Source organism: Micromonospora okii, assembly GCF_020884795.1.
GTDB classification, from domain to species: domain Bacteria; phylum Actinomycetota; class Actinomycetes; order Mycobacteriales; family Micromonosporaceae; genus Micromonospora; species Micromonospora okii.
Map to the genome: position 1 here is coordinate 260,976 of NZ_BBZF01000019.1, position 20,159 is coordinate 281,134.

Below are 20,159 nucleotides of genomic sequence, written 5' to 3' on the forward strand. Positions count from 1 at the left end.
ACTTCGCGCTCGACAAGCCCGCCGGGCGGCCCTGCCCGAACCTGGGCGGCGGCTTCCGCTGCGACATCCACCGCGACCTGCGGGCGAAGGGCTTTCCCGGCTGCACGGTCTTCGACTGCTTCGGCGCGGGGCAGCACGTCTCTCAGGTCACGTTCGCCGGCCGGGACTGGCGGGCCGCCCCGGAGACCGCGACACGGATGTTCGACACGTTCGCCGTCGCGCGACCGCTGCACGAGCTGCTCTGGTACCTGACCGAGGCGCTGGCGCTGACCGGGCCGGGTGAGCTGCGCGACGAGCTGGGCGCGGCGCTGGCCGAGACCCGGCGGCTCGCCGGGGGAAGCCCGGAGGAGCTGCTGGCGCTGGACCTCGACGCGCACCGGGGCCGGGTGAACCCGCTGCTGTCCCGGGCCGGCGAGCGCGCCCGGGGCCAGCGGGCCGGGGCCGACCACCGGGGCGCGACGCTGATCGCCGCCGACCTGCGCCGGGCCGACCTGGTCGGGGCGAACCTGCGCGGGGCGGTGCTGCTCGGCGCGGACCTGCGCGGGGTGGACCTGACCCTGGCCGACCTCACGGGCGCGGACCTGCGGGGGGCCGACCTGCGCGGGGCGGACCTGCGCCGGGCGCTGTTCCTGCACCGCTCGCAGCTCGACGCGGCCCGGGGCGACCACCGCACCGGGCTGCCGCCGGGGCTCGACCGGCCGGCGCACTGGTCCCTGCCCGTGACCCCGGCCCGGCGGCCGGTAGCCCCGCGGCGGGCCGGGGCGACGCCCCGGGGCGGCGACGGGCCCCGGCACCGCCGGGGACGCCGCCGCTGAGCGCGACCACGCGGCGTCGGGGGAACGTTTGCCGGCCGCCGGGGCGGGCAGGAGTGCGGCATGACTGAGCACCGCTTCGATCGAGCCAGCACCGACGAGCCGGATGGCGCGACCGCCCTCGAGGCGTCCCTGCGCCCGCCGGGCGAGTCGGTGCAGACCACCGACGACACCGGGGACGACTTCGCCGACCTGCCCGCCGAGGACGCCCGGCCGGCCCGGGAGACCAGCCGGGCCGGCTACGACGTCGACGCCGTCTCCGGCGCCACGGACCCCGCCCGCGAGGGCTGACCGTCGCCCGCCGGGGCGAGGCGGATCGCCCCGGCGGGACAGAGGTCGACGGCGCGCCGCACCCGCTCGGCGGCCTCCGGCGGCGGCTCGGGCCGGCGCAGCAGCACCAGGCCGTCGGCGTCGTCCTGGTCGAAGACGTCGGGCGCGGTGAGCACGCAGTTCCCCGAGCCGCAGCAGCGCTCCCGGGCCACCTCGACGCGCGCCACGCCGCCCGCGCTCACCAGGTCACCGGCAGGCTGTCGAGGCCGAACACGACCGACGTGTCGCGGGTGGGCACCCGCTCCGGCGTGGCGGCGGTGCGCAGCCCCGGGAAGCGGCGGGCCAACGCGACCAGCGCGATACGCAGCTCGGCGCGGGCCAGCGGCTGGCCGATGCACTGGTGCACCCCGAAGCCGAACGACAGGTGCTGGTGCGCCTGCTGGTACGGGTCGAACTCGTCGGGGGTGGCGAAAACCTCCGGGTCGCGGTTGGCCAGCGACAGCACGGCGATCACGCCCTCCCCCGCCCGGATGAGCCGGCCGCCGATCTCGACGTCCTCGGTGGCCACGCGGGGCAGGCCGGTACGGACCACGCTGAGGTAGCGCAGCAGCTCCTCGACCAGCGCCGGGGCGCGCTCCGGCTCCTCGCGCAGCGCGTCGAGGCGGCCCGGCTCGCGCAGCAGCAGCAGGGTGCTCAGGCCGATCATGTTGGCCGTGGTCTCGTGGCCGGCGACGAGCAGCAGCAGGGCCATGCCGACCAGCTCGTCGACGCCGAGCTGGCCGGTGCGCACCCGGTCGCGGACCAGCCGGCTGATCAGGTCGTCGGCGTCGTCGTCGGCGGCTGCCTGCCGGCGCTCGACCAGATCGCGCACGTAGGCGCGCAGCTGGCGCACCTCGGCGCGGACCCGCTGCGGAGGCGCGGTGCGGTCGAGCAGGGTGCGGCTGCGCGCCTGGAAGAAGGCGTGCTCGGCGTACGGGACGCCGAGCAGGTGGCAGATCACCATCGACGGCACCGGCAGGGCGAACGCCTCGACCAGGTCGGCGGGCGGGCCGGCGGCGGCGAGGTCGTCGAGCGCGGCGTCGACGGTGCGTTCGATGAGCGGCTCGATCCGCCGGACGCTCTTGATCATGAACTCGGCGGTGAGCATCCGGCGCAGCCGGGCGTGGGCGTCGCCGTCCATCCGGATGAAGCCGCCCTGGCGGTCCTCCTCGGAAAGCGGCGACAGTGGGCGCAGCAGCGGGAAGCCCGGCCGCTCCAGGTCGGCGCTGAAGCCGGGGTGGCGCAGCAGGTGGCGCACGTCGGCGTGCCGGGTCACCAGCCAGGCACGGTTGCCGGTGGGCAGCCGGACCCGGGTGACGGGGCCGTCGAGGCTGCGCCGCTGCTCCTCGTCGAGCAGGACGAACGGGCCGTGGTCGAGGCTGGCGGGGGGCCAGAGCGGCAGGTCGGTAGCGGCGGTCGCGGTCACGGGGGACACCTCCCGTTGTCACCGAAGGTAACGCTTCCGATCCGGTACGTTACCCATCGGTGCGCGTCGTTACAAGGCCAGCGGCCCCCTCTTCCGCAGGTCAGCGCAGCGCGCCGGCCCCCGCCCGGGCCTCGGTCATCCCCCGGTTGGCCAGCGCGTCGGCCCGCTCATTCTCCGGGTGGCCGTTGTGGCCCTTCACCCACAGCCAGGTCACCCGGTGCCGGGCGCAGGCCGCCTCCAGCCGCTGCCACAGGTCGGCGTTCTTCACCGGCTGCCGCGCGGCGGTGACCCAGCCGTTGCGCTTCCACCCCGCCAGCCAGCTCGTGATGCCGTTGCGCACGTACGTGCTGTCAGTGTGCAGCTCCACCGTGACCGGTCGGGTCAGGCTCTCCAGCGCCCGGATCGCGGCCATCAACTCCATCCGGTTGTTCGTGGTGGGCGTCGCCTCACCGCCGCACAGCTCCCGCTCGTGCCCGCCGTAGCGCAGCAGCGTGCCCCATCCGCCGGGCCCCGGGTTGCCGCTGCACGCCCCGTCGGTCCAGATCCGCACGACCCTGTCGGCCGCCTCGTCCACCATGCCGGCAACCTACCGGGTACGGCCCGCCGCCCGCCCGTCCCCCGTGCCCGGGGTCAGCCGGGGCGGCGCAGCCGGCCGCGCAGCCGACCGGCGGCGTCGCCGAGCACGGCGGCGCTCATCGGCAGCAGCGGGCTGGAGCGCATCACCGCCAGGTCCTCCGCCGGGGTCGTGTCGCCGTCGAGGAAGCGCAGCACCCGCTCGGCCGGGTTGCGGTCGAAGAGCCGGTCGAAGAACTCCGGGCCCCCGACGCGGCCGGTGTCCAGCGCCCGCAGCGCGACCGCGTCCATCCACAGGTGCCGCCGGGGGTACGCGGGCGCGGGCACCGGCGGCCGGCCGGCGGCCAGCGCCCGGGCCACCTGGTCGGCCTGCCGCAGCATCGCCGAGAAGGTGAACCCGGTGGAGGGGCGGGTGGCGCCGCCGGCCGTGCCGAGGCGCACCACCCGGGGCGACGGGCGGCGCGGGAAGGGTGCGTCGGTCATCGGGATCACCCCGTCCTCCACCTCGCGCACCACCAGCGCGGCCGGGTCCAGGCCGAGCCGCCCGAGGTAGCCGCGCAGCGCCCGGTCGTAGGCGTCGTCGGCGAGCCGGGCCGGGGAGAACTCGGTGTACTCGACCAGCGCGTACCGGTCGCTGACCGGCAGGACGTAGCCGAAGGAGACGCCCCGGCCGGGCTGCGGGGTGCGGAAGTCCATCAGCACCGCCCGCGCCGGGTCGAACAGCGGGGTCGCCGACTCCACCCACCAGCCCCGGAAGTGCTGCAACCAGGAGGTGCGGCCGGGCCGCGCCGGGGGGCGGGGACGCGAGTCGAGCACCCAGGACGCCCGCGCCAGCGGCGCCCCGTCGGCCCCCCGCAGCAGCACCCGCGTGCCGTCGTCGTCGAGGGCGGTCACCGTCGCGTCGAGTCGGGCCGCCCCGAGCCTTCGCCCGGCCTCGGCGGCGCGCTCGTAGACGGGGGCCGAGCGCAGCATCGCGTACCGCAGCGGGGCGAGGTCGAGCACCCGGCGGCGGGCCGCGGTGGCCACCTCGACCTGGGCCCAGCTCGCGCTGAGCAGCGGGTCCAGGTCCCCGCCGGGGCGGCCCCAGAACGCCCAGGTGCGGTCCTGGCCGCGCTTGCGGACCGGGTCGAGCACGGCGACGCGCAGCCCCCGCACGCCGTGCCGGTCCAGGGCGGCCAGCACGAGGGAGCCGGCCCCACCGCCGCCGACCAGGGCGAGGTCGACCTCCAACGGCGCGGAATCGGTCACCCCGACACGCTGCCACACTCCCCCGGCGGGCGGCGCACCGCCCGCCGGAACCGGCTGCGGCCCGGGCGGCGGTGTCGGTCGCCTGTGGCATCCTCGACGCCGCGCCCGCCGACCCGAGGGATGTCCCGCCATGAGCGTCGCCGCCACCAACGCCCTCACCGCCCGCTGGGCGTCCACCCTGGACGACGGGCAGACCGCGCTCTCCGGCGCAGCCGCGTACCCCCTGCTGGCCCTGCTCGCCCGGTACGCGGCCGGCCCGGCGCGCGCCGAACTGCTGGCCGTCGCCGCCGAGCCCGCCCGGTACGGCCTGGACGACTCGCCGGCCGCCCGGCTCGCCCTCGCCTGCTGGACCCACCGGGGCGTGGAGCTGTCGGCGCGCTGGCGTCGGGAGGCCCCGCCGGCGATGCGCGGCGAGCTGACCGGGCGGCCGGAGGCGGACCAGCCGACGCTCGACGCGTGGGCCGCCGAGCGGACCGACGGCCGGATCCGGCACCTGCCGATCACGGTCGCCCCGGGCACCGCCCTGGTGCTGGCCGCCGCGCTGTCGGTGTCGACCCGGTGGGAGCAGCCCTTCACCCCGGTGCGGTGCCGGCCCGCGTCCGGCCCGTGGCGGGGCCGGGACCTCGCCGGGCTGTTCCGCTCCGGCCCCGACCTGGGCGCCCTGCGGGTGGCCGACACCGGGGCCGGGCCGCTGACGCTGCTGACCGTCACCGGCCGCGACGACGTCGACGTGCTCCTCGCCCTCGGCCCGGCCGGGGTCCCGGCCGCCGCGGTGCTGCCCGCCGCGATCGGCGCGCTGGGCGACCCCGGCACCCTCCCGCCCCACGCCGGTCCCGGGGTGAGCGAGCAGGTCGTCGACGGCGTCGACGACCGGCCCGAGCTGCGGGTGGCGACCGTCGCGTTCACCGTCGACGCCCGGCACGACCTCCTCGCCCGGCCCGCCCTCTTCGGCCTGGAGGCGGCCACGGACCCGGCCGGCGACCCCTTCCCCGAGGTCAGCCGGCGGCTGGTCGTCTCGCAGGCCGCGCAGGGCGTCACGGCGACGTTCGGCGCCACCGGGTTCCGGGCCGCCGCCGTGACCGCGCTGGGCGTGCGCGCCGGCGCGGCGCGACCCCGCCCCACCACCCGCAGGCGGGTCGTCCGGCTGGACGTCGACCGCCCGTTCGGCTTCCTCGCCGTGCACCGCCGCTCGGGCCTGGTGCTCGCGGCCGGCTGGGTGACCGACCCCGACGAGGCGACCGGCCACCGGTAGGCCGCTGCCGCGTCGCCGTCACTCGCCGCGCCGGTGCACCGCCTCCAGCCGGGTCAGGTCGTCGTCGGTGAGCCGCAGCGCGCCCGCCGCCACGTTGGCGACGAGGTGGTCGGGGTTGCCCGTGCCGGGGATGGCCAGCACGTGCGGGCCCCGGTGCAACGTCCAGGCCAGCCGGATCACGGCCGTGGACACCCCGTGGGCGTCGGCGACCGCCACCAGCTCCGGGTCCTCCGTGCCGCCCGCGCCGGCCTCCCGCCGGTCGGTGGCGATGGAGAAGAACGGCACGTACGCCACGCCCTGCGCCGCGCAGTCCCGGACGAACTGGTCGTGGCCGGCCCGGAAGCCGAGCCCGTACGCGTTCTGCACGCAGACCACCGGGGCCACGGCCCGGGCCTGGGGCAGGTGGTGCGGGCGCACGTTGGACAGGCCGAGGTGCCGGATCAGGCCGGCGTCGCGCAGCTCGGCGAGCGCGCCGAAGTGCTCCGCGACCGACTCCAGACCGTTCTGGCGCAGGTTGACCAGGTCGAGGTGGTCGCGGCCGAGCTGCCGCAGGTTCTCCTCCACCTGGCCGCGCAGCTCGTCCGGCCGGGCCAGGGGCAGCCACCGCCCCGACGGGTCCTTGCCCGGCCCGACCTTGGTCGCGACGACCAGATCCTCCGGGTACGGCGCGAGCGCGGTGTTGATCAGCTCGTTCGCCGAGCGCAGCGGCGAGAAGTAGAAGGCGGCGGTGTCGATGTGGTTCACGCCCAGCTCGACGGCCCGGCGCAGCACCGCCACCGCCCGGTCCCGGTCGCCCGGCCGGCCGTCGGCGGTGGCGGTGAGCCGCATCGCGCCGAAGCCGATCCGGTTGACGGTCAGGTCGCCCAGCGTCCAGGTGCCGGCGGCGTCGGCGGTGATGGTCCCCGTATCCATGATCGGGATTCTGTCACCGGCGGGACGCCGCCGTCGTCCCGCGAATCTGCGTTGAGCGCGGGCGGCGGCTGTGGCACCGTCGCGGCGTGACCGACTACCGAAGCGTCAACCGGGCCAACTGGGACGAGCGGGCCCCCGCCCACGCGGCGTCGCCGGACTACGGCGTCGAGCGGTTCCTCGCCGACCCGGCGCACCTCAGCGAGGTGGTCCGCTTCGACCTGCCGCGCCTGGGCAAGGTGACGGGCCTGCGCGGGGTGCACCTGCAGTGCCACATCGGCACCGACACCGTCTCGCTGCACCGGCTCGGGGCCCGGATGACCGGCCTGGACTTCTCCCCCGCCGCGCTGGCCGAGGCCCGCCGGCTCGCCGCCGGCACCGGCGCGCCGGTCGACTTCGTCGAGGCCGACGTGTACGACGCGCCGACGGTCCTGGAGCCCGGCGGGTTCGACCTGGTCTACACGGGCGTCGGCGCGCTGTGCTGGCTGCCCGACATCCGCCGCTGGGCGCAGGTCGTGGCGGCGCTGCTGCGCCCCGGCGGGCGGCTGTTCCTGCGGGAGTGCCACCCGATGCTGTGGACGCTCGACGACACCCGCCCCGACGGGACGCTCGCCGTCGAGTACCCGTACTTCGAGCGGCCGGAGCCGACGGTGTTCCAGGAGCAGGGGACGTACGTGGCGACGGAGCAGACCTTCACCCACACCGTCACCCATGAGTGGAACCACGGGCTCGGCGAGGTCGTCACCGCCCTGCTGGACGCGGGCTTCGAGTTGACGATGCTGGTGGAGCACGACAGCGCCCCGTGGGACGCCCTGCCGGGGCGGACGGTCGGCGACGGCCACGGCGAGCGGCGGCTGGCCGACCGGCCCTGGCGGCTGCCGCAGACGTACACCCTCGCCGCGCGCCGCCGCGACTGACGCCGCCGGGCGGCGCGGACGCGGCCCCGGCGGTACCCTCCGGTGAGACATCCACATCGGACGATCAACTGGAGGGTGCGATGAGCGTTCGACGGCGTCTGCTGCGGGCCACGGCCGGCTGCGTCGCGACGACGGTGGCGGCGACGGCGCTGACGGTCGTCGGGGCCACCGGCACGGCCCAGGCCGCCTGCACGACGAGCAGCTTCACCGTCGTGTGGGACTACGCGGGGATGTACACCCAGCCCAACGAAGGCACCCTGTACGGCACCCGCCGCTACGGGCAGGTCGTGACCGGCCCGACGGGGAACACCTCCAACGGCTGGACGGTGACCTACGACTGGTGGAACGGGCTGTCCCTGTGGGCCTACATGAAGGACGCCTCGCTGCAATACCGCGGCTGCGCCTGACCCGACCCGCCGGCCCGTGATGATCGGGACTTCCCGGCGTTTCCGCAGCTCTTCCCCGCGTCGGTCCGACACGTGACGGCAACGAAGATTTCTCGTTTTCACCGGATCGGGGGCCCAACCCTCCTAGTGTTGGGCACACCGGTGCTAGTCACGGAGTTGGCCACCCGAACGACGTCCCACGCAGTCAGCGGACGAAGAGTGAGGGAAGACGCGTATGAAGACACAGCCAGTTCTCGTATCGGCGGCGCTCGGCGTGGGGCTCGGCACGCTCCTGCTCCCGGCCGCCGCACTCGCGGACACCACGGTCTCACCGGCCACCACCCCCGTCGGCGGGACCGTGGTGCTCACCTCCACCTGCAACCCCAACTCGGGTGACGCGATCTTCCGCGTCACCGGGCCCGACCGGGACCAGAACGTCCGATCCACCACGGCCGCCGCCGGCGGCGGCCTGAGCGCGGAACTCTTCACCGCCGGGTTCACCCTCGGCACCTACACGGTCACCGCCACCTGCGGCGACGGCTCCTCCTCGGGCAGCGCGACGTTCACCGTCACCCCCATCGGAGGGGTCCCGGCCGGCGGCGGCGCCGACGCCGGCAACGGCGGCGTCGTGGCCGCGGGCGGCACCCTCGTCGGGGCCGCCGCCGCGGGCGCGCTGGTCCTGGCACGCCGCCGTCGCGCCGCCACCCGCGCCTGAGCGGCCCGGCGACACCATCCCCGTCCCGGGTGCCCGCGCCGGCCCACGCCGACGCGGGCACCCGCCGCCGAGAGGAGACGCCGTGGCCGCCGGTGACCGCCCCCCTCGCGCCGCCGTCGCGCTGATCACCCTGGCCGGCGTCGCCGGGCTGGGGCTCCTCGCCGCCGGGGCCACCCGGACGGCACCACGCCCCCCGCGCCCCGCGCCCGGGGCCGTCGTCAACCCGGCCACCGGCCGCTCCACCGTCCCCGCGCCCCCGCTGCCCCGCGCGGACCCCGTCCGCATCACCATCGCGGCGATCGGCGTACGCGCCGACGTGGTGCCCGTCGCCGCCGGCCCCACCGGCGAGCTGGAGGTGCCGCCGAAGGACCGACCCACCGTCGCCGGCTGGTACCGCCCCGGCGTCAGCCCGGGCGAGGCCGGCAACGCCGTCGTCGTTGGCCACGTCGACACCCGCGAGACCGGCCCGGCGGTCTTCTTCGACCTCGGACGTCTGCGGCCCGGCGACCGCATCCAGGTCACCCGCGCCGACACGCGGGTCGCGACGTTCGCCGTGGACGGCGTCGGCGCGTACCCGAAGACGAACTTCCCCACCGCCCTCGTCTACGGCGACGGGCCGGTCCCCCGGCTGCGCCTGGTCACCTGCGGTGGCCCCTTCGACGAACGCCGCCGCGCCTACCGGGACAACGTCGTCGTCTTCGCCACCGCCGTGCCGTGACCCCCGGCCCCGGCCCCCGCGCGGCCGGAAGATCGCCTACGGTTGCCGTCAGTCCCGGCAAGGCGGAGGTGGGCGGTGCAGCAGCGAACCGAGCGGGCCCGGTGGCGGCTGCGGCTACCCACGCTGCTGCGGCGGGCGCTGGGCCGGCCCGCCCCCACCGCGCCGCCCGCCCCCACCCAGCCCAACCCCGACGCCGTGGTCGACTGCGCGGTCTACGTCGACGGCCGGCGGCAACCCGGCCGGCCGCACTACGCCGACGCGCACGCCCGCAGCCGCCGCGGCCGGCGGACCTTCGTCTGGCTGGGCCTGCACGACCCGGCCCCGGCGGTGATGGCCGAGGTCGGGCGCACCTTCGGCCTCGACGAGTTCAGCGTCGCGCAGGCCCTCACCGACGGGCACCGCCCCACCGTCCAACGGCACGGCGACGTGACGCTGCTGGTGCTGCGCACCGCCGCCTACGTCGAGCACGCGGAGCTGACCGACACCTCCGAGGTGATCGACACCGGCGACGTGATGGTCTTCCTCGGCGACCGGTTCGTCGTCACCGTCCGACACGGCGCGGCCGGCGCGCTCACCACCGTCCGCGCGGACGTCCAGGGCCGCCCCACGCTGCTGGCCGAGGGCCCCTGGGCGGTGGCGTACGCGGTCTGCGCCCGCATGGTCGAGCTGTACCTGGAGGTCGCCGGCCACGTCGAGAAGGACCTCGAACGGGTGGAGGAGACCGTCTTCGCCCGCGACCGGTCCGCCGACATCTCGCAGATCTACCAGCTCAAGCGGGAGATCGTCGAGTTCAAGCGCGCCGTGCTGCCGTTGCAGGCGCCGCTTCGCGCCCTCGTCGGCCCGCACGCCGACGGCCCGCCGCCCACGCTGCACCGCTGGTTCGCCGACGTGCAGGGAAACCTGGAACGGGCGGTCGACCGGGTCAGCGCGTACGACGACCTGCTCAACTCGATCCTCCAGTCCCGGCTCGCCCAGCTCGCCGTCGAGCAGAACAACGACATGCGCAAGATCGCCGCCTGGGCGGCCATCGCCGCCACCCAGACCGCCGTCGCCGGCGTCTACGGGATGAACTTCGCGAACATGCCCGAACTACGCTGGCGGTACGGCTACGCGGCGGCGCTGCTGCTGATGGCGACCGCCGCGTTCACCCTGCACCGCCTCTTCCGCCGCTCGGGCTGGCTATAACGCCCGATTCGTCCCATCGCGTCCCGTGCGCGCCGTCACCCCGGTGGCGGAATCGTGGGCCGGGCCGGGGCGTTGTACAGGGTCCACGGGTGAGCACCGCCCGCCCACGGGTGAGCACCACGCCCCGGGTCGGCGGCCCGCAGGCCCCCGGAATGGGCCCGGCCCCCCGATGGTTACACCCCCCGGACGCCCGAGCAGGTCCCCCGTGATCGCCGGGGTCGTCCCCCTCGGCATCCCCTCGCGCGTGGCGTGCAAGCGCCGTGTGTCGCGTGTCCCCCGACCAGAGGAGTTCGTCACCATGCGTACCGATCTGATCCGCAAGAGCACCCTGACCGTCGCCGGCATCGCCGCCACCGCCGGCGGCATCGCCGGCCCCGCCATCGCCGCCCACGCCGCCCCCGCCGACAAGCCCCACACCGCCGCGGTCACGACCGACCGCAAGGGCCACGGCGAACGTGAACTGAACGTGCGCTACGAGGCCCAGCCCAACTTCTACTACTGCGGCCCCGCCGCCGCCCGCAACGCCCTGAGCGTCGTCGGCAAGAACATCGACGTCGACGCCATGGCCAAGCAGATGGGCACCACCGAGGCCGGCACCAACAGCATCAACGACATCACCCCCGTCCTGCACAAGGAGACCGGCAAGAACTACCGCTCCGTCGAGATCAGCAACCCCGACGCCGACACCAAGCAGACCGACACCCTGCGCGCCGACATCGTCCGCACCGTCGACGACGGCCGCGCCGTGGTCGCCAACATCGCCGGCACCGCCACCGACACCGACGGCAACACCCACTCCTTCGAAGGCGGCCACTACATCAGCGTCGTCGGCTACCAGGACAACGGCAACACCGTCACCATCGCCGACTCCGCCGACCCCAACACCGCCTCCTACCGCATCACCGTCGACAACCTCGCCGACTGGATCGCCACCCGCGGCTACAGCACCTCCTGACGATCCAACAAACAGGAACACGAAAGGGCCCGACCCCCACGAGGGGTCGGGCCCTTTTTCGTCGCGTCAGCCGCCGACGGGCCGACGTAGGGCCATTTCTCGGAGTGCTCGGAGGCTGGACGCGACTTCCCAGACCGGCCGGCGGCCGGGCCTCCCGGGCGCTGAGGCAGGATGGCGACGTGGCGAAACGACACGCCCGCCGCGACGCGGCGCGGAACGCGACCGGAGCCTGCCCGTGCGGGACGGGCCAGCCGTACCCGCAGTGCTGCGGCCGGCTGCACCGGGGCGAGGCGGACGCGACCAGCGCCGAGGCGCTGATGCGGGCCCGGTTCAGCGCCTTCGCCGTCGGCGACGCCGACTACCTGCTCCGAAGCTGGCACCCCACGACCCGGCCGGCCCGGCTGCGCCTCGACCCCGGCCAACGCTGGACCCGGCTGGAGATCCTCGGCACCGAACGGGGTGGCCTGCTCGACAACGCCGGCACGGTCGCGTTCCGGGCCCACTACCGGGAGGCCGGGGCACCCGGCACGCTCACCGAGCACAGCCGGTTCACCCGCGAGGACGGCCGCTGGGTCTACCTCGACGCGCTGCCGGACTGATCCCCAGCCCGGCACGGCCCGCGCCACGGCGGGGGCGCGCCCCCGCCCGGCCCGCTCAGCCGAACGCGACCCGGTCCAGCCAGAAGTCCAGCAGGCCCCCGTCCCCGACGACCTCGACCGTGCCCGCGGTGACCGGTCGACGCCGGTAGACCACCAGCAGCAGCTCCGTCAGCGGGCCCCGGACCGCGACGGCCGCCTTCTCGTGCGAACGCCGCCACGTGATCACCTCGCCGGTCAGGTCGACCAGCCACTCGGCCGCCGCCCCCGGCACGTCGGTGGCGTGCAGGTGCACCGTGCGGCCCGGGCCCAGAAGCTCCCGCTGGCGCGGATGGAAGTCGAGCATCACCGGCAACGACCCCAGCGCCATCCACTCGTCGACGGCGTCGAGGGCCACCGGCGCGTCGACGACGAACTCCACCCCGAGGGCCAGGGCGGCGTCTGCCCGGTGCACCAGCGTCTCATGGGTGAACCGGCGCCCCCAGAACGTGCTGCCCACGCCCAACGCGCCGGGACCGGTGCCGGCGTCCGGCGGCAGCGGCGTCCAGATCGAGTCGTCCGGGCCGGCGGCGGAGAGCGCGCCGGCCAACCCGCGCGCCCCCTCCGCCAGCCACGGGCCGAGCACCGCCGGGTCCTCCCGGGCGTAGGGGGTCAGATCCCGGAAGAAGTCGTCGGGCGGCGGGCCGGCCGGCCGCTCCCGGACGATCGACTCCGCCCACCGCTGCCCGCCCCCCAGGTGCCGGCCGAGCTGACCGACGTTCCACCCCGGACACGAGGGCACGGGCGTGGTCAGGTCCGCACCCGCCAGGTGCGCGGCCAGCAGATCGGTCTGCGCGACGAGCCGCGCGCAGAGATCCTCGTGCCCCAAGCGGCTCATGCCGCCAGGCTAGACCTGACCCCCGACACTCCTGCGGACTCAACCAGCGCGGGTCTCGCCGCCCGGCCGGGGGATGACCATCGTGGCCTCGGCCCCCGCGTCCGCCGACGGGTCGGATCCGCCCGAGCGCGGCGAGGACGACGCGGCCGGGGAGCCGGCGTGCGGACTCACCGGCTGCGTGCGCTCCGACTCCTCGTACCCGCCGGCGGCCGGCCGCGGCACCACCTGCGTCCGGTCGGCGTCGCCGCCGATCGGCACCACCTGGGTGCGCTCCGCGTCGTCCGCCGTCGGCGAGGCGGGGGCGGCCAGCCGCTCCGCCACGTCCCGCCGCCCCGCCCGGTACGCCCGCGCGTGCGTCGCGATCGCCTGCGACTCCCGCTCGGCCCGGCTCAGCCAGGACTCCCACCGGCTCTGCATCGGGCGGACCAGCCCGCCGCCGACCCCGACCACGAGGATGCCCCCGACCGTCGCCAGCACCGCGACCAGCACCGGCGTGGTCACCGCCGTCGCCACCCCGATCTGGTTGAGCGCCGCGATGACGCCCAGCCCGAGGATGAACACCGAGGCCAGGTTCGCCAGCACCCGCCCGTACGACAGGCCGCCGAGCGCGCTGCTGATGATGTCCTTGACCGCGCGGGCGATCGCCGCGGACACCACCACGATGACGATGGCCACGAACGCCCGGGGCAGCCAGGCGACCACCGACGCGATCAGGTCCGAGATCGGGTTCGGCCCCCAGACGCCGAACGCCAGGTGCAGCGTCACCAGCAGCACCCCGTAGTAGGCCAGCTTCGCGACGATGTCGCTGGCGTCGTAGCGGGACCGCGCCAGCGCGGTCTTGATCCCGCCGCGTTCGACCGCCCGGTCGAAGCCGACCCGCTCCAGCACCCTCTCCACGATCTTCACCACGGCCTTGGCGACCAGCCAACCGACCACCAGGATCGCCACGAAACCGAGGGCCCGGGGCAGGAAGAGCAGCACCGCGCGCAGGGCGTCGCCCACCGCGTCGCCCAGGTTGTCTCTCATCGAAAAGGTCCTTCTCCGCAGGGGTCAACCGAATCCGTCCCGTCTACCCCCCGCTGCCTGGCCGGAAACTCCCTCCCCTGTGGACCTACCACTTCACACCCCCTAGCGCATCCTAGGATGCTAGGTGGAGGGTCCGGTCGTTCGGGCCCTTCCGCTCCCGCCCCGCTTGGCAATATCCTCCGCAGCACCCCCTGTTCCTGTAGGTCTTTTTCGTGCCGGTACCGGCCGGCCACAGAGGAGATGCCATGCAGTTCGACCACCCCGAGCTGGACCGCCGCACCCTGCTGCGGGCCGGCCTCGGCGCGGCCACGGTCGCCGTCGTCGGCACGGACCTGGCGTTCCCCGCCGCCGCACGGGCCGCCGCCGACCCCGGCGTCGACCCCGGCGTCGACTGGATCATCGGCTGCGACGAGTGGGGCGCCCGGCCGCCGGCCGGCCCCCTGGCGGTCAGCGCCATCCCCACCAACAAGATCATCGTGCACCACATGGCGTTTCCCAACGTCACCGACTACTCCCGGGAGCAGGCCGTCGCGCTCGCCCAGGACTGCCAGAACCTCCACATGGACGGTAACCGCTGGTCGGACACCGGCCAGCACTTCACCGTCAGCCGGGGCGGCTACGTGCTGGAGGGCCGGCGCGGCAGCCTCGAACGGCTGGCCGCCGGCGACCGGCAGATGATCTCGGCGCACTGCCCGGGCGAGAACGGCCGGGCCATCGGCATCGAGAACGAGGGCACGTACGTCACCGAGACCCCGCCGCAGGCGCTGCTGGACTCGCTCGTCACGCTCTGCGCCACGATCGGCCGCCGGTACGGGCTGCACGCCCACGACATCTTCGGCCACTGGGACTTCCGCGCCACCGCCTGCCCGGGCGCGGCGTTCTACCGCCAGTTTCCCGAGCTGCGCCGGCGGGTCTTCCGCGCGCTGGGCACGGACATCGGCGACGTGCCGGCCCGCCGCTGGCCGGACCTGTGGCGGTTCGTCAACTCCCCGACCGTGCGGGTGGCGCAGTACCTCCTCGCCCACCGCGGCTACGCCGTCCCGGTGAACGGCACCTTCGACAGCGCCACCGTCACCGCCGTGCAGGACTGGCAGGCCCGCAACGGCCTCCCCGTCGACATCGACGCCACCCTCACCGGGCCGACCTGGGAGACCCTCGCCCCCGAGCTGGACAAGGACGCGGCCGGCGCCCCGGTCAGCGGCGCGCAGTTCATCCTCAACTCCAAGGGCTACGCCGACGTCGCGGTGACCGGCGAGTTCGACCACGCCACCATGAAGGCCCTCCAGGACCTCCAGCGGCTGCACGGCCTGACCCCGAACGGCAAGGTCGGCACGGGCACCTGGTGCGCGCTGGTGGGCGGCGTCGTGCGCCAGTCCTTCCGGGCCGGCTGACCGAAACTTTCGGTGCTGGCTGACCGGGGTTGGTTGCAGAATGTCGGGCTGGAGCTTTCCGAAACTTGTCGATAACATGAATCGAAAGTGACAGATGCCGTCGGCCGCGCGGCGACCTCGATCCCCCGGAGGGAAGTCAGGCATGATCAGCTCAGCAGTCCGCGACCGCGGACGCACCAGGGCCCGGTCGGGCCGGCGCGCGGCGCTGGTGGCCGCCGTCGTCTCCACGGTCGCCGCCGGCATGGTGGTCGCCTTCGCCGGCACGGCGAGCGCGGGCACGACGCTGGCCACCGCGGCTGCCGAGAAGGGCCGTTACTTCGGCGCCGCGGTGGCCGCGCACAAGCTCTCGGACACCACGTACGTCGGCATCCTCAACCGGGAGTTCAACTCGGTCACCCCGGAGAACGAGATGAAGATCGACGCGACCGAGCCGCAGCAGGGCCAGTTCACCTTCGCCAACGCCGACCGCATCGTCAACCACGCCCGCGCCAACGGGATGGCGGTGCGCGGCCACACCCTGGCCTGGCACTCCCAGCAGCCGTCCTGGATGCAGAACATGAGCGGCACCGCGCTGCGCCAGGCGATGCTCAACCACGTCACCCAGGTCGCCACCTACTACCGGGGCAAGATCCACTCCTGGGACGTGGTGAACGAGGCGTTCGCCGACGGCAACACCGGCGCGCGGCGCGACTCGAACCTCCAGCGCACCGGCAACGACTGGATCGAGGCGGCGTTCCGCGCCGCCCGCGCCGCCGACCCGGGCGCGAAGCTCTGCTACAACGACTACAACACCGACGGGCAGAACGCGAAGTCCAACGCCGTGTACGCGATGGTGCAGGACTTCAAGGCCCGGGGCGTGCCGATCGACTGCGTCGGGTTCCAGTCGCACTTCAACTCGGCCTCGCCGGTGCCGGCGGACTACCAGGCCAACCTCCAGCGGTTCGCCAACCTCGGCGTCGACGTGCAGATCACCGAGCTGGACATCGAGGGCTCCGGCACCGCCCAGGCCAACTCGTACGCCACGGTCGTCAAGGCGTGCCTCGCGGTGGCCCGGTGCACCGGCATCACGGTGTGGGGCATCCGGGACACCGACTCCTGGCGGGCCAGCGGCACTCCTCTGCTCTTCGACGGCAACGGCACCAAGAAGCCCGCGTACACCGCGACGCTGGACGCCCTGAACGGCGGCACCCCCGTGCCGACCACCACCCCGCCGCCCACCACCCCCGGGCCGACCACTCCCCCGCCCACCAGCCCGCCGCCGAGCGGGGGCTGCGCGGCCTCGATGACGGTGCAGACCTGGACCGGGGGCTTCGTGGCGACGATCCGGGTGACGGCCGGCGCGGCGGGCACCAACGGCTGGACGACCAGCGTCACGCTGCCCTCGGGCGCCACGGTCGTCAACGCCTGGAACTCGCAGCGCAGCGGCGACACCGGCACGGTCCGGTTCAGCAACGTGGCCTACAACGGCCAGCTCGCGCCGGGGCAGGTGACCGAGTTCGGCTTCCAGGCAACCGGGGTCCCGCCGGCGGGCTCCCCGTCCTGCGCCGCGAGCTGACCCTTCCCGCGCCGCAGGTCGACCGGGCGGCCCGGCCTCGGGGGCTTCCCCGACGCCGGGCCGCCGCCGCTTGCGGGGTCAGCGACCCCGCGTTGCCCCGACCGGGTACGCCCGCACGTCGGCCGCCTCGACCGCCGCCCACACCCGCCGGCCGGGGGTCGGGCGCAGGCGCGCGGCGGCGGCCGGGGAGAGGTCGGCGGCGGCGGGGAGCGGCCCGTCGAGCTGGACGCGCAGGTTGTCCCCGTGCCGCCCCACCCCGGCCACGGTGGCCGGCCAGACGTTGCCGGCGGCGCCGTCGAGCGGGGCCGGGTGCAGGGCGACGGCGGCGGGCGGGAACGCCACGAACGCCGCGCCGGCCACGGCGTCCGCCGCCGTGAGGGTCAGCCCGCCGACCTGGACGCGGCGGCCGTCGGCGTGCCCCCGGTGCAGGTTGAGCCCGACGAGCCGGGCCACGTAGTCGGTGCGGGGGCGGGCCGTGACGTCGGCCGCGTCCCCCTCCTGGACCACCCGGCCGCCCTCCACGACGACCAGCCGGTCGGCGAGCGTCAGCGCGTCGAGCGGGTCGTGAGTGACCAGCACGGTCGCGCCCGGATGGGCGTCGAGGTGGCGGTGCAGCTCGGCGCGGGTGTCCAGGCGGGTGCGGGCGTCGAGCGCGGCGAGGGGCTCGTCGAGCAGCAGCAGGGTGGGGTCGACGGCGAGGGCGCGGGCCAGCGCGACCCGCTGGGCCTGCCCGCCGGAGAGCTGCCGGGGGCGGCGGCCGGCGTGCCCGGCCAGGCCGACCCGGGCCAGCCAGGCGTCGGCGAGGGCGCGGGCGGCCCGGCGGCCCGCGCCGCGCCGCCGGGGGCCGAAGGCGACGTTGTCGCGGGCGCTCAGGTGCGGGAAGAGCAGGTAGTCCTGGAAGACGACGCCGACCGGGCGGCGCTCCGGCGGCGTCCACGCCCGGCGGTCGGGCCGGTCGAGGTCGACCCCGCCGAGGGTGAGGTGCCCGGCGGCGAGCGGGTGCAGGCCGGCCAGGGCGCGCAGCGCGGTGGTCTTGCCGGCGCCGTTGGGGCCGAGCAGCGCGACCACCTCCCCGGCGCGGACCCGCAGCGCCACGTCGAGGTGGAAGGCGCCCCGGGCGGCGACCAGGTGGGCGTCGAGCAGCGGCGGGCGGGCGGCGGTCCCCGGCGCGTCGGGGGCGGTCGTCACGGGGCGGCCGTCCACCGCTCGCGCAGCCCGGCGAGGATGGCCACGGAGACGGTCAGCAGGACGAGGCTCAGCACGATCGCGGCCTCCAGGTCGGTCTCCAGGGCCAGGTAGACGGCCAGCGGCATGGTCTGCGTGCGGCCGGGGAAGTTGCCGGCGAAGGTGATGGTGGCGCCGAACTCGCCGAGGGCGCGGGCCCAGCAGAGCACCGCGCCGGCGGCTACGCCGGGGGCGACCAGCGGCAGGGTGACGTGGGTGAAGGTGGTCCACCGGCCGGCCCCGAGGGTGGCGGCGGCCTCCTCGTACCGGGTGTCGGCGCCGCGCAGCGCGCCCTCCATGGCGATGACCAGGAACGGCATGGCCACGAACGCCTCGGCGAGCACCACCCCGGCGGTCGTGAACGGCAGGGTGACGCCGAAGGTGGCGTCGAGCCAGCCGCCGAGCAGGCCCCGCCGGCCGAAGACCAGCAGCAGGGCCACGCCGCCGACCACCGGCGGCAGCACCAGCGGCACGGTGACCAGCGCCCGGACCAGCCGCCGGCCGGGGAACTCCACGCGGGACAGCAGCCAGGCCAGGGGCACGCCGAGGACGACGCAGACCGCCGTGGCGACGGTGGCGGTGAGCAGGGACAGCCGCAGCGCGGCGAGCACGCCCGGGGCGGCGAGCCGCTGCGGCAGGGTGGCCCACGGGGCGCGGGCGAGCAGCCCGACCAGGGGCAGGACGAGGAAGAGCAGCCCGAGCCCGGCGGGGACGAACAGGGCGACGGGCACCCGCCGGCCGGGGACGCGGCGGCGGGGGGTCGGCGGCTGCGGGCGTACCACCGGGGTCAGGCCGGTGGGGGTTGGAAGCCGGCGGCGGTCAGCGCGGCCCGGCCCCGCTCGGAGCGCACGTACGCGACGAACTCCCGGGCGGCGGCCGGGTTGCCGGCCCGCCGCAGCACCACGACGGGGTAGTCGTTGACGGCCCGGGCGGACTCGGGGAACTCGACGGCGTCCACGTCGGACGCGGCGGCGGTGGCGTCGGTGCGGTAGACCAGCGCGGCGTCGACCTCGCCGAGGCGCACCTTCGACAGCGCGCCCTTCACGTCCCGTTCGAGGGTGACCGGGGTGAGCGCCACGCCGGCCGCACCGAGGGCGGTGCGGGCCGCCGCGCCGCAGGGCACCTGCTCGGCGCAGAGCGCGACTTTCACCCCGGGCCGGGTCAGGTCGGCCAGGCCGGCCACGCGGCGGGGGTTGCCCTCCGGTACGGCGATGACGAGCTGGTTGCGGGCGACGGTGACCGGCTCGCCGTCGGCGTCGCCGGCGTCGGTGACCGTCCGCATGGTGTCGGGGCTGGCGGCGGCGAACACGTCGGCGGGCGCGCCCTGGTTGATCTGGGTGGCCAGCGCGGCGCTGCCGGCGAAGCTGAGGGTGACCGTCGTGCCGGGGTGGGCGGCCTCGAACTCCGCGCCGAGTCGGGTGAACGACTCGGTGAGCGACGCCGCCGCGAGGACGGTCAGCCGGCCGCCAGCCCCGTCGCCGCCGGCCCCGGGGCCGTTGCAGCCGGCGGCGAGGAGCAGAACGACAGCCGCGGCCAGGGCGGCGGGGGGCCGCCTCACGCGCCGGCCCTGCCCCTGCCGGGGCCCGGCCGCTCCACCACGACGGTGGTCGACTTGATCACCGCGACGGCGACCGAGCCGACCTCCAGGCCGAGGTCGTCGACGGCCTCGCGGCTCATCAGCGACACCAACCGGAAGGGCCCGGCCTGGATGTCGACCTGCGCCATCACGGCGTCCTTGGCCACGGCGGTGACGATGCCGCGCAGCCGGTTGCGGGCCGAGGAGAGCTCGGCGTGCCCCTCGGGGGCGGCGGCAGCGGCGCGGACGAACGCGGCCAGGTCCGCCCCGTCGACCACCCGGTGACCGTGCTCGTCGCGGGCGGCGGCGAGGCGCCCCGCGTCGACCCAGCGCCGCACCGTGTCCGTGCTGACGCCGAGGAGCTCGGCCGCCTCGCCGATCCGGAACACCGCCACCCGGGCACCCTACCGCCGGCGCATGTGCGGGTGAAACCCCGCGTCGCCCCCGGGCATCCGCGTCCTCGGGGACGGCACCGCCCTCGCAGGTGCGCCCCATCCGACCGGGCCGAG

Annotated in this window: 23 protein-coding genes; 12 read left to right on the plus strand and 11 right to left on the minus strand. The window is 75.8% G+C overall.

Features of this window, described 5'->3' with window-relative positions; translation table 11 throughout:
* Both LPU43_RS18215 and LPU43_RS18220 read left to right on the plus strand, forming a co-directional pair.
* On the plus strand, positions 1-815 hold an 815-nt coding region (locus LPU43_RS18215), incomplete at its 5' end, for a pentapeptide repeat-containing protein (RefSeq protein ID WP_229401647.1).
* Positions 816-875: 60 nt separating this feature from the next.
* Entirely contained in the window at positions 876-1,103 is a 228-nt protein-coding gene (locus LPU43_RS18220) for a hypothetical protein (protein WP_229401648.1), read from the plus strand.
* On the opposite strand, the gene LPU43_RS18225 is transcribed toward LPU43_RS18220, so the two are convergent.
* The 4 genes from LPU43_RS18225 to LPU43_RS18240 all read right to left on the minus strand — a co-directional run bounded on the left by LPU43_RS18225 (position 1,052) and on the right by LPU43_RS18240 (position 4,386).
* A complete protein-coding gene (locus tag LPU43_RS18225; protein ID WP_373321743.1) occupies positions 1,052-1,324 on the minus strand; it encodes a ferredoxin in 273 nt (90 codons plus the stop codon). The two genes, LPU43_RS18220 and LPU43_RS18225, sit on opposite strands and share 52 nt — an antisense overlap.
* Positions 1,321-2,547, minus strand: coding sequence for a cytochrome P450 (locus LPU43_RS18230; protein WP_229401649.1), 1,227 nt, complete (start codon positions 2,545-2,547; stop codon positions 1,321-1,323). The genes LPU43_RS18225 and LPU43_RS18230 overlap by 4 nt, the downstream gene beginning before the upstream one ends.
* A 100-nt stretch (positions 2,548-2,647) precedes the next feature.
* Positions 2,648-3,124, minus strand: coding sequence for a ribonuclease HI (gene rnhA / locus LPU43_RS18235; RefSeq protein WP_229401650.1), 477 nt, complete (start codon positions 3,122-3,124; stop codon positions 2,648-2,650).
* 53 nt (positions 3,125-3,177) lie between these two features.
* Positions 3,178-4,386, minus strand: coding sequence for a lycopene cyclase family protein (locus LPU43_RS18240; RefSeq protein WP_229401651.1), 1,209 nt, complete (start codon positions 4,384-4,386; stop codon positions 3,178-3,180).
* A 112-nt stretch (positions 4,387-4,498) separates the two neighbouring features.
* On the opposite strand from LPU43_RS18240, the gene LPU43_RS18245 reads away from it, so the two are divergent.
* A complete protein-coding gene (locus LPU43_RS18245) occupies positions 4,499-5,620 on the plus strand; it encodes a serpin family protein (protein ID WP_229401652.1) in 1,122 nt (373 codons plus the stop codon).
* Between the two features lie 18 nt (positions 5,621-5,638).
* Here LPU43_RS18245 and LPU43_RS18250 read toward each other — a convergent pair whose 3' ends face one another.
* Entirely contained in the window at positions 5,639-6,532 is an 894-nt protein-coding gene (locus LPU43_RS18250) for an aldo/keto reductase (protein ID WP_229401653.1), read from the minus strand.
* 86 nt (positions 6,533-6,618) lie between these two features.
* Between LPU43_RS18250 and LPU43_RS18255 the strand changes: the two genes are divergently transcribed.
* From LPU43_RS18255 to LPU43_RS18285, 7 genes are all read left to right on the plus strand, one after another.
* On the plus strand, positions 6,619-7,446 hold the full coding sequence (locus tag LPU43_RS18255; RefSeq protein ID WP_229401654.1) for a class I SAM-dependent methyltransferase: 828 nt from the start codon (positions 6,619-6,621) through the stop codon (positions 7,444-7,446).
* Between the two features lie 80 nt (positions 7,447-7,526).
* Positions 7,527-7,853, plus strand: a complete 327-nt coding sequence (locus tag LPU43_RS18260; RefSeq protein WP_229401655.1) for a hypothetical protein — start codon at positions 7,527-7,529, stop codon at positions 7,851-7,853.
* A 214-nt stretch (positions 7,854-8,067) separates the two neighbouring features.
* A complete protein-coding gene (locus LPU43_RS18265; protein ID WP_229401656.1) occupies positions 8,068-8,547 on the plus strand; it encodes a hypothetical protein in 480 nt (159 codons plus the stop codon).
* 82 nt (positions 8,548-8,629) lie between these two features.
* Positions 8,630-9,265: a class F sortase gene (locus tag LPU43_RS18270; RefSeq protein ID WP_229401657.1), complete on the plus strand. Its 636-nt coding sequence runs from the start codon at positions 8,630-8,632 to the stop codon at positions 9,263-9,265.
* Between the two features lie 75 nt (positions 9,266-9,340).
* On the plus strand, positions 9,341-10,450 hold the full coding sequence (locus LPU43_RS18275; RefSeq protein WP_229401658.1) for a magnesium and cobalt transport protein CorA: 1,110 nt from the start codon (positions 9,341-9,343) through the stop codon (positions 10,448-10,450).
* Positions 10,451-10,748: 298 nt separating this feature from the next.
* A complete protein-coding gene (locus LPU43_RS18280; RefSeq protein ID WP_229401659.1) occupies positions 10,749-11,405 on the plus strand; it encodes a C39 family peptidase in 657 nt (218 codons plus the stop codon).
* Between the two features lie 179 nt (positions 11,406-11,584).
* Entirely contained in the window at positions 11,585-12,004 is a 420-nt protein-coding gene (locus tag LPU43_RS18285) for a YchJ family protein (protein WP_229401660.1), read from the plus strand.
* Between the two features lie 55 nt (positions 12,005-12,059).
* Here the strand turns inward: LPU43_RS18285 and LPU43_RS18290 are convergent, their stop codons facing one another.
* Both LPU43_RS18290 and LPU43_RS18295 read right to left on the minus strand, forming a co-directional pair.
* Positions 12,060-12,878 (minus strand): maleylpyruvate isomerase family mycothiol-dependent enzyme, encoded by an 819-nt coding sequence (locus tag LPU43_RS18290; RefSeq protein ID WP_229401661.1) that lies wholly within the window; start codon positions 12,876-12,878, stop codon positions 12,060-12,062.
* A 39-nt stretch (positions 12,879-12,917) separates the two neighbouring features.
* On the minus strand, positions 12,918-13,904 hold the full coding sequence (locus LPU43_RS18295) for a mechanosensitive ion channel family protein (protein WP_229401662.1): 987 nt from the start codon (positions 13,902-13,904) through the stop codon (positions 12,918-12,920).
* A 245-nt stretch (positions 13,905-14,149) separates the two neighbouring features.
* Between LPU43_RS18295 and LPU43_RS18300 the strand changes: the two genes are divergently transcribed.
* On the plus strand, positions 14,150-15,295 hold the full coding sequence (locus tag LPU43_RS18300) for a peptidoglycan recognition protein family protein (protein WP_229401663.1): 1,146 nt from the start codon (positions 14,150-14,152) through the stop codon (positions 15,293-15,295).
* Positions 15,296-15,437: 142 nt separating this feature from the next.
* A complete protein-coding gene (locus tag LPU43_RS18305; protein WP_373321744.1) occupies positions 15,438-16,850 on the plus strand; it encodes a glycoside hydrolase family 10 protein in 1,413 nt (470 codons plus the stop codon).
* A gap of 78 nt (positions 16,851-16,928) precedes the next feature.
* On the opposite strand, the gene LPU43_RS18310 is transcribed toward LPU43_RS18305, so the two are convergent.
* From LPU43_RS18310 to LPU43_RS18325, 4 genes are read right to left on the minus strand one after another with little or no spacing between them, the layout of a single operon-like run.
* A complete protein-coding gene (locus LPU43_RS18310; protein ID WP_229401664.1) occupies positions 16,929-18,038 on the minus strand; it encodes an ABC transporter ATP-binding protein in 1,110 nt (369 codons plus the stop codon).
* The gene (locus LPU43_RS18315; protein WP_229401736.1) at positions 18,035-18,865 is read right to left on the minus strand and encodes an ABC transporter permease; all 831 of its coding nucleotides are present in this window, start codon (positions 18,863-18,865) and stop codon (positions 18,035-18,037) included. Before LPU43_RS18315 ends, LPU43_RS18310 begins: the two co-directional genes overlap by 4 nt.
* Positions 18,862-19,632 carry a molybdate ABC transporter substrate-binding protein gene (gene modA, locus LPU43_RS18320; protein WP_229401665.1) on the minus strand — a complete coding sequence of 257 codons (771 nt, stop codon included), beginning with the start codon at positions 19,630-19,632 and terminating at the stop codon, positions 18,862-18,864. The genes LPU43_RS18315 and modA overlap by 4 nt, the downstream gene beginning before the upstream one ends.
* A complete protein-coding gene (locus LPU43_RS18325) occupies positions 19,629-20,045 on the minus strand; it encodes a TOBE domain-containing protein (protein ID WP_229401666.1) in 417 nt (138 codons plus the stop codon). Before LPU43_RS18325 ends, modA begins: the two co-directional genes overlap by 4 nt.
* Positions 20,046-20,159 lie beyond the last annotated feature (114 nt).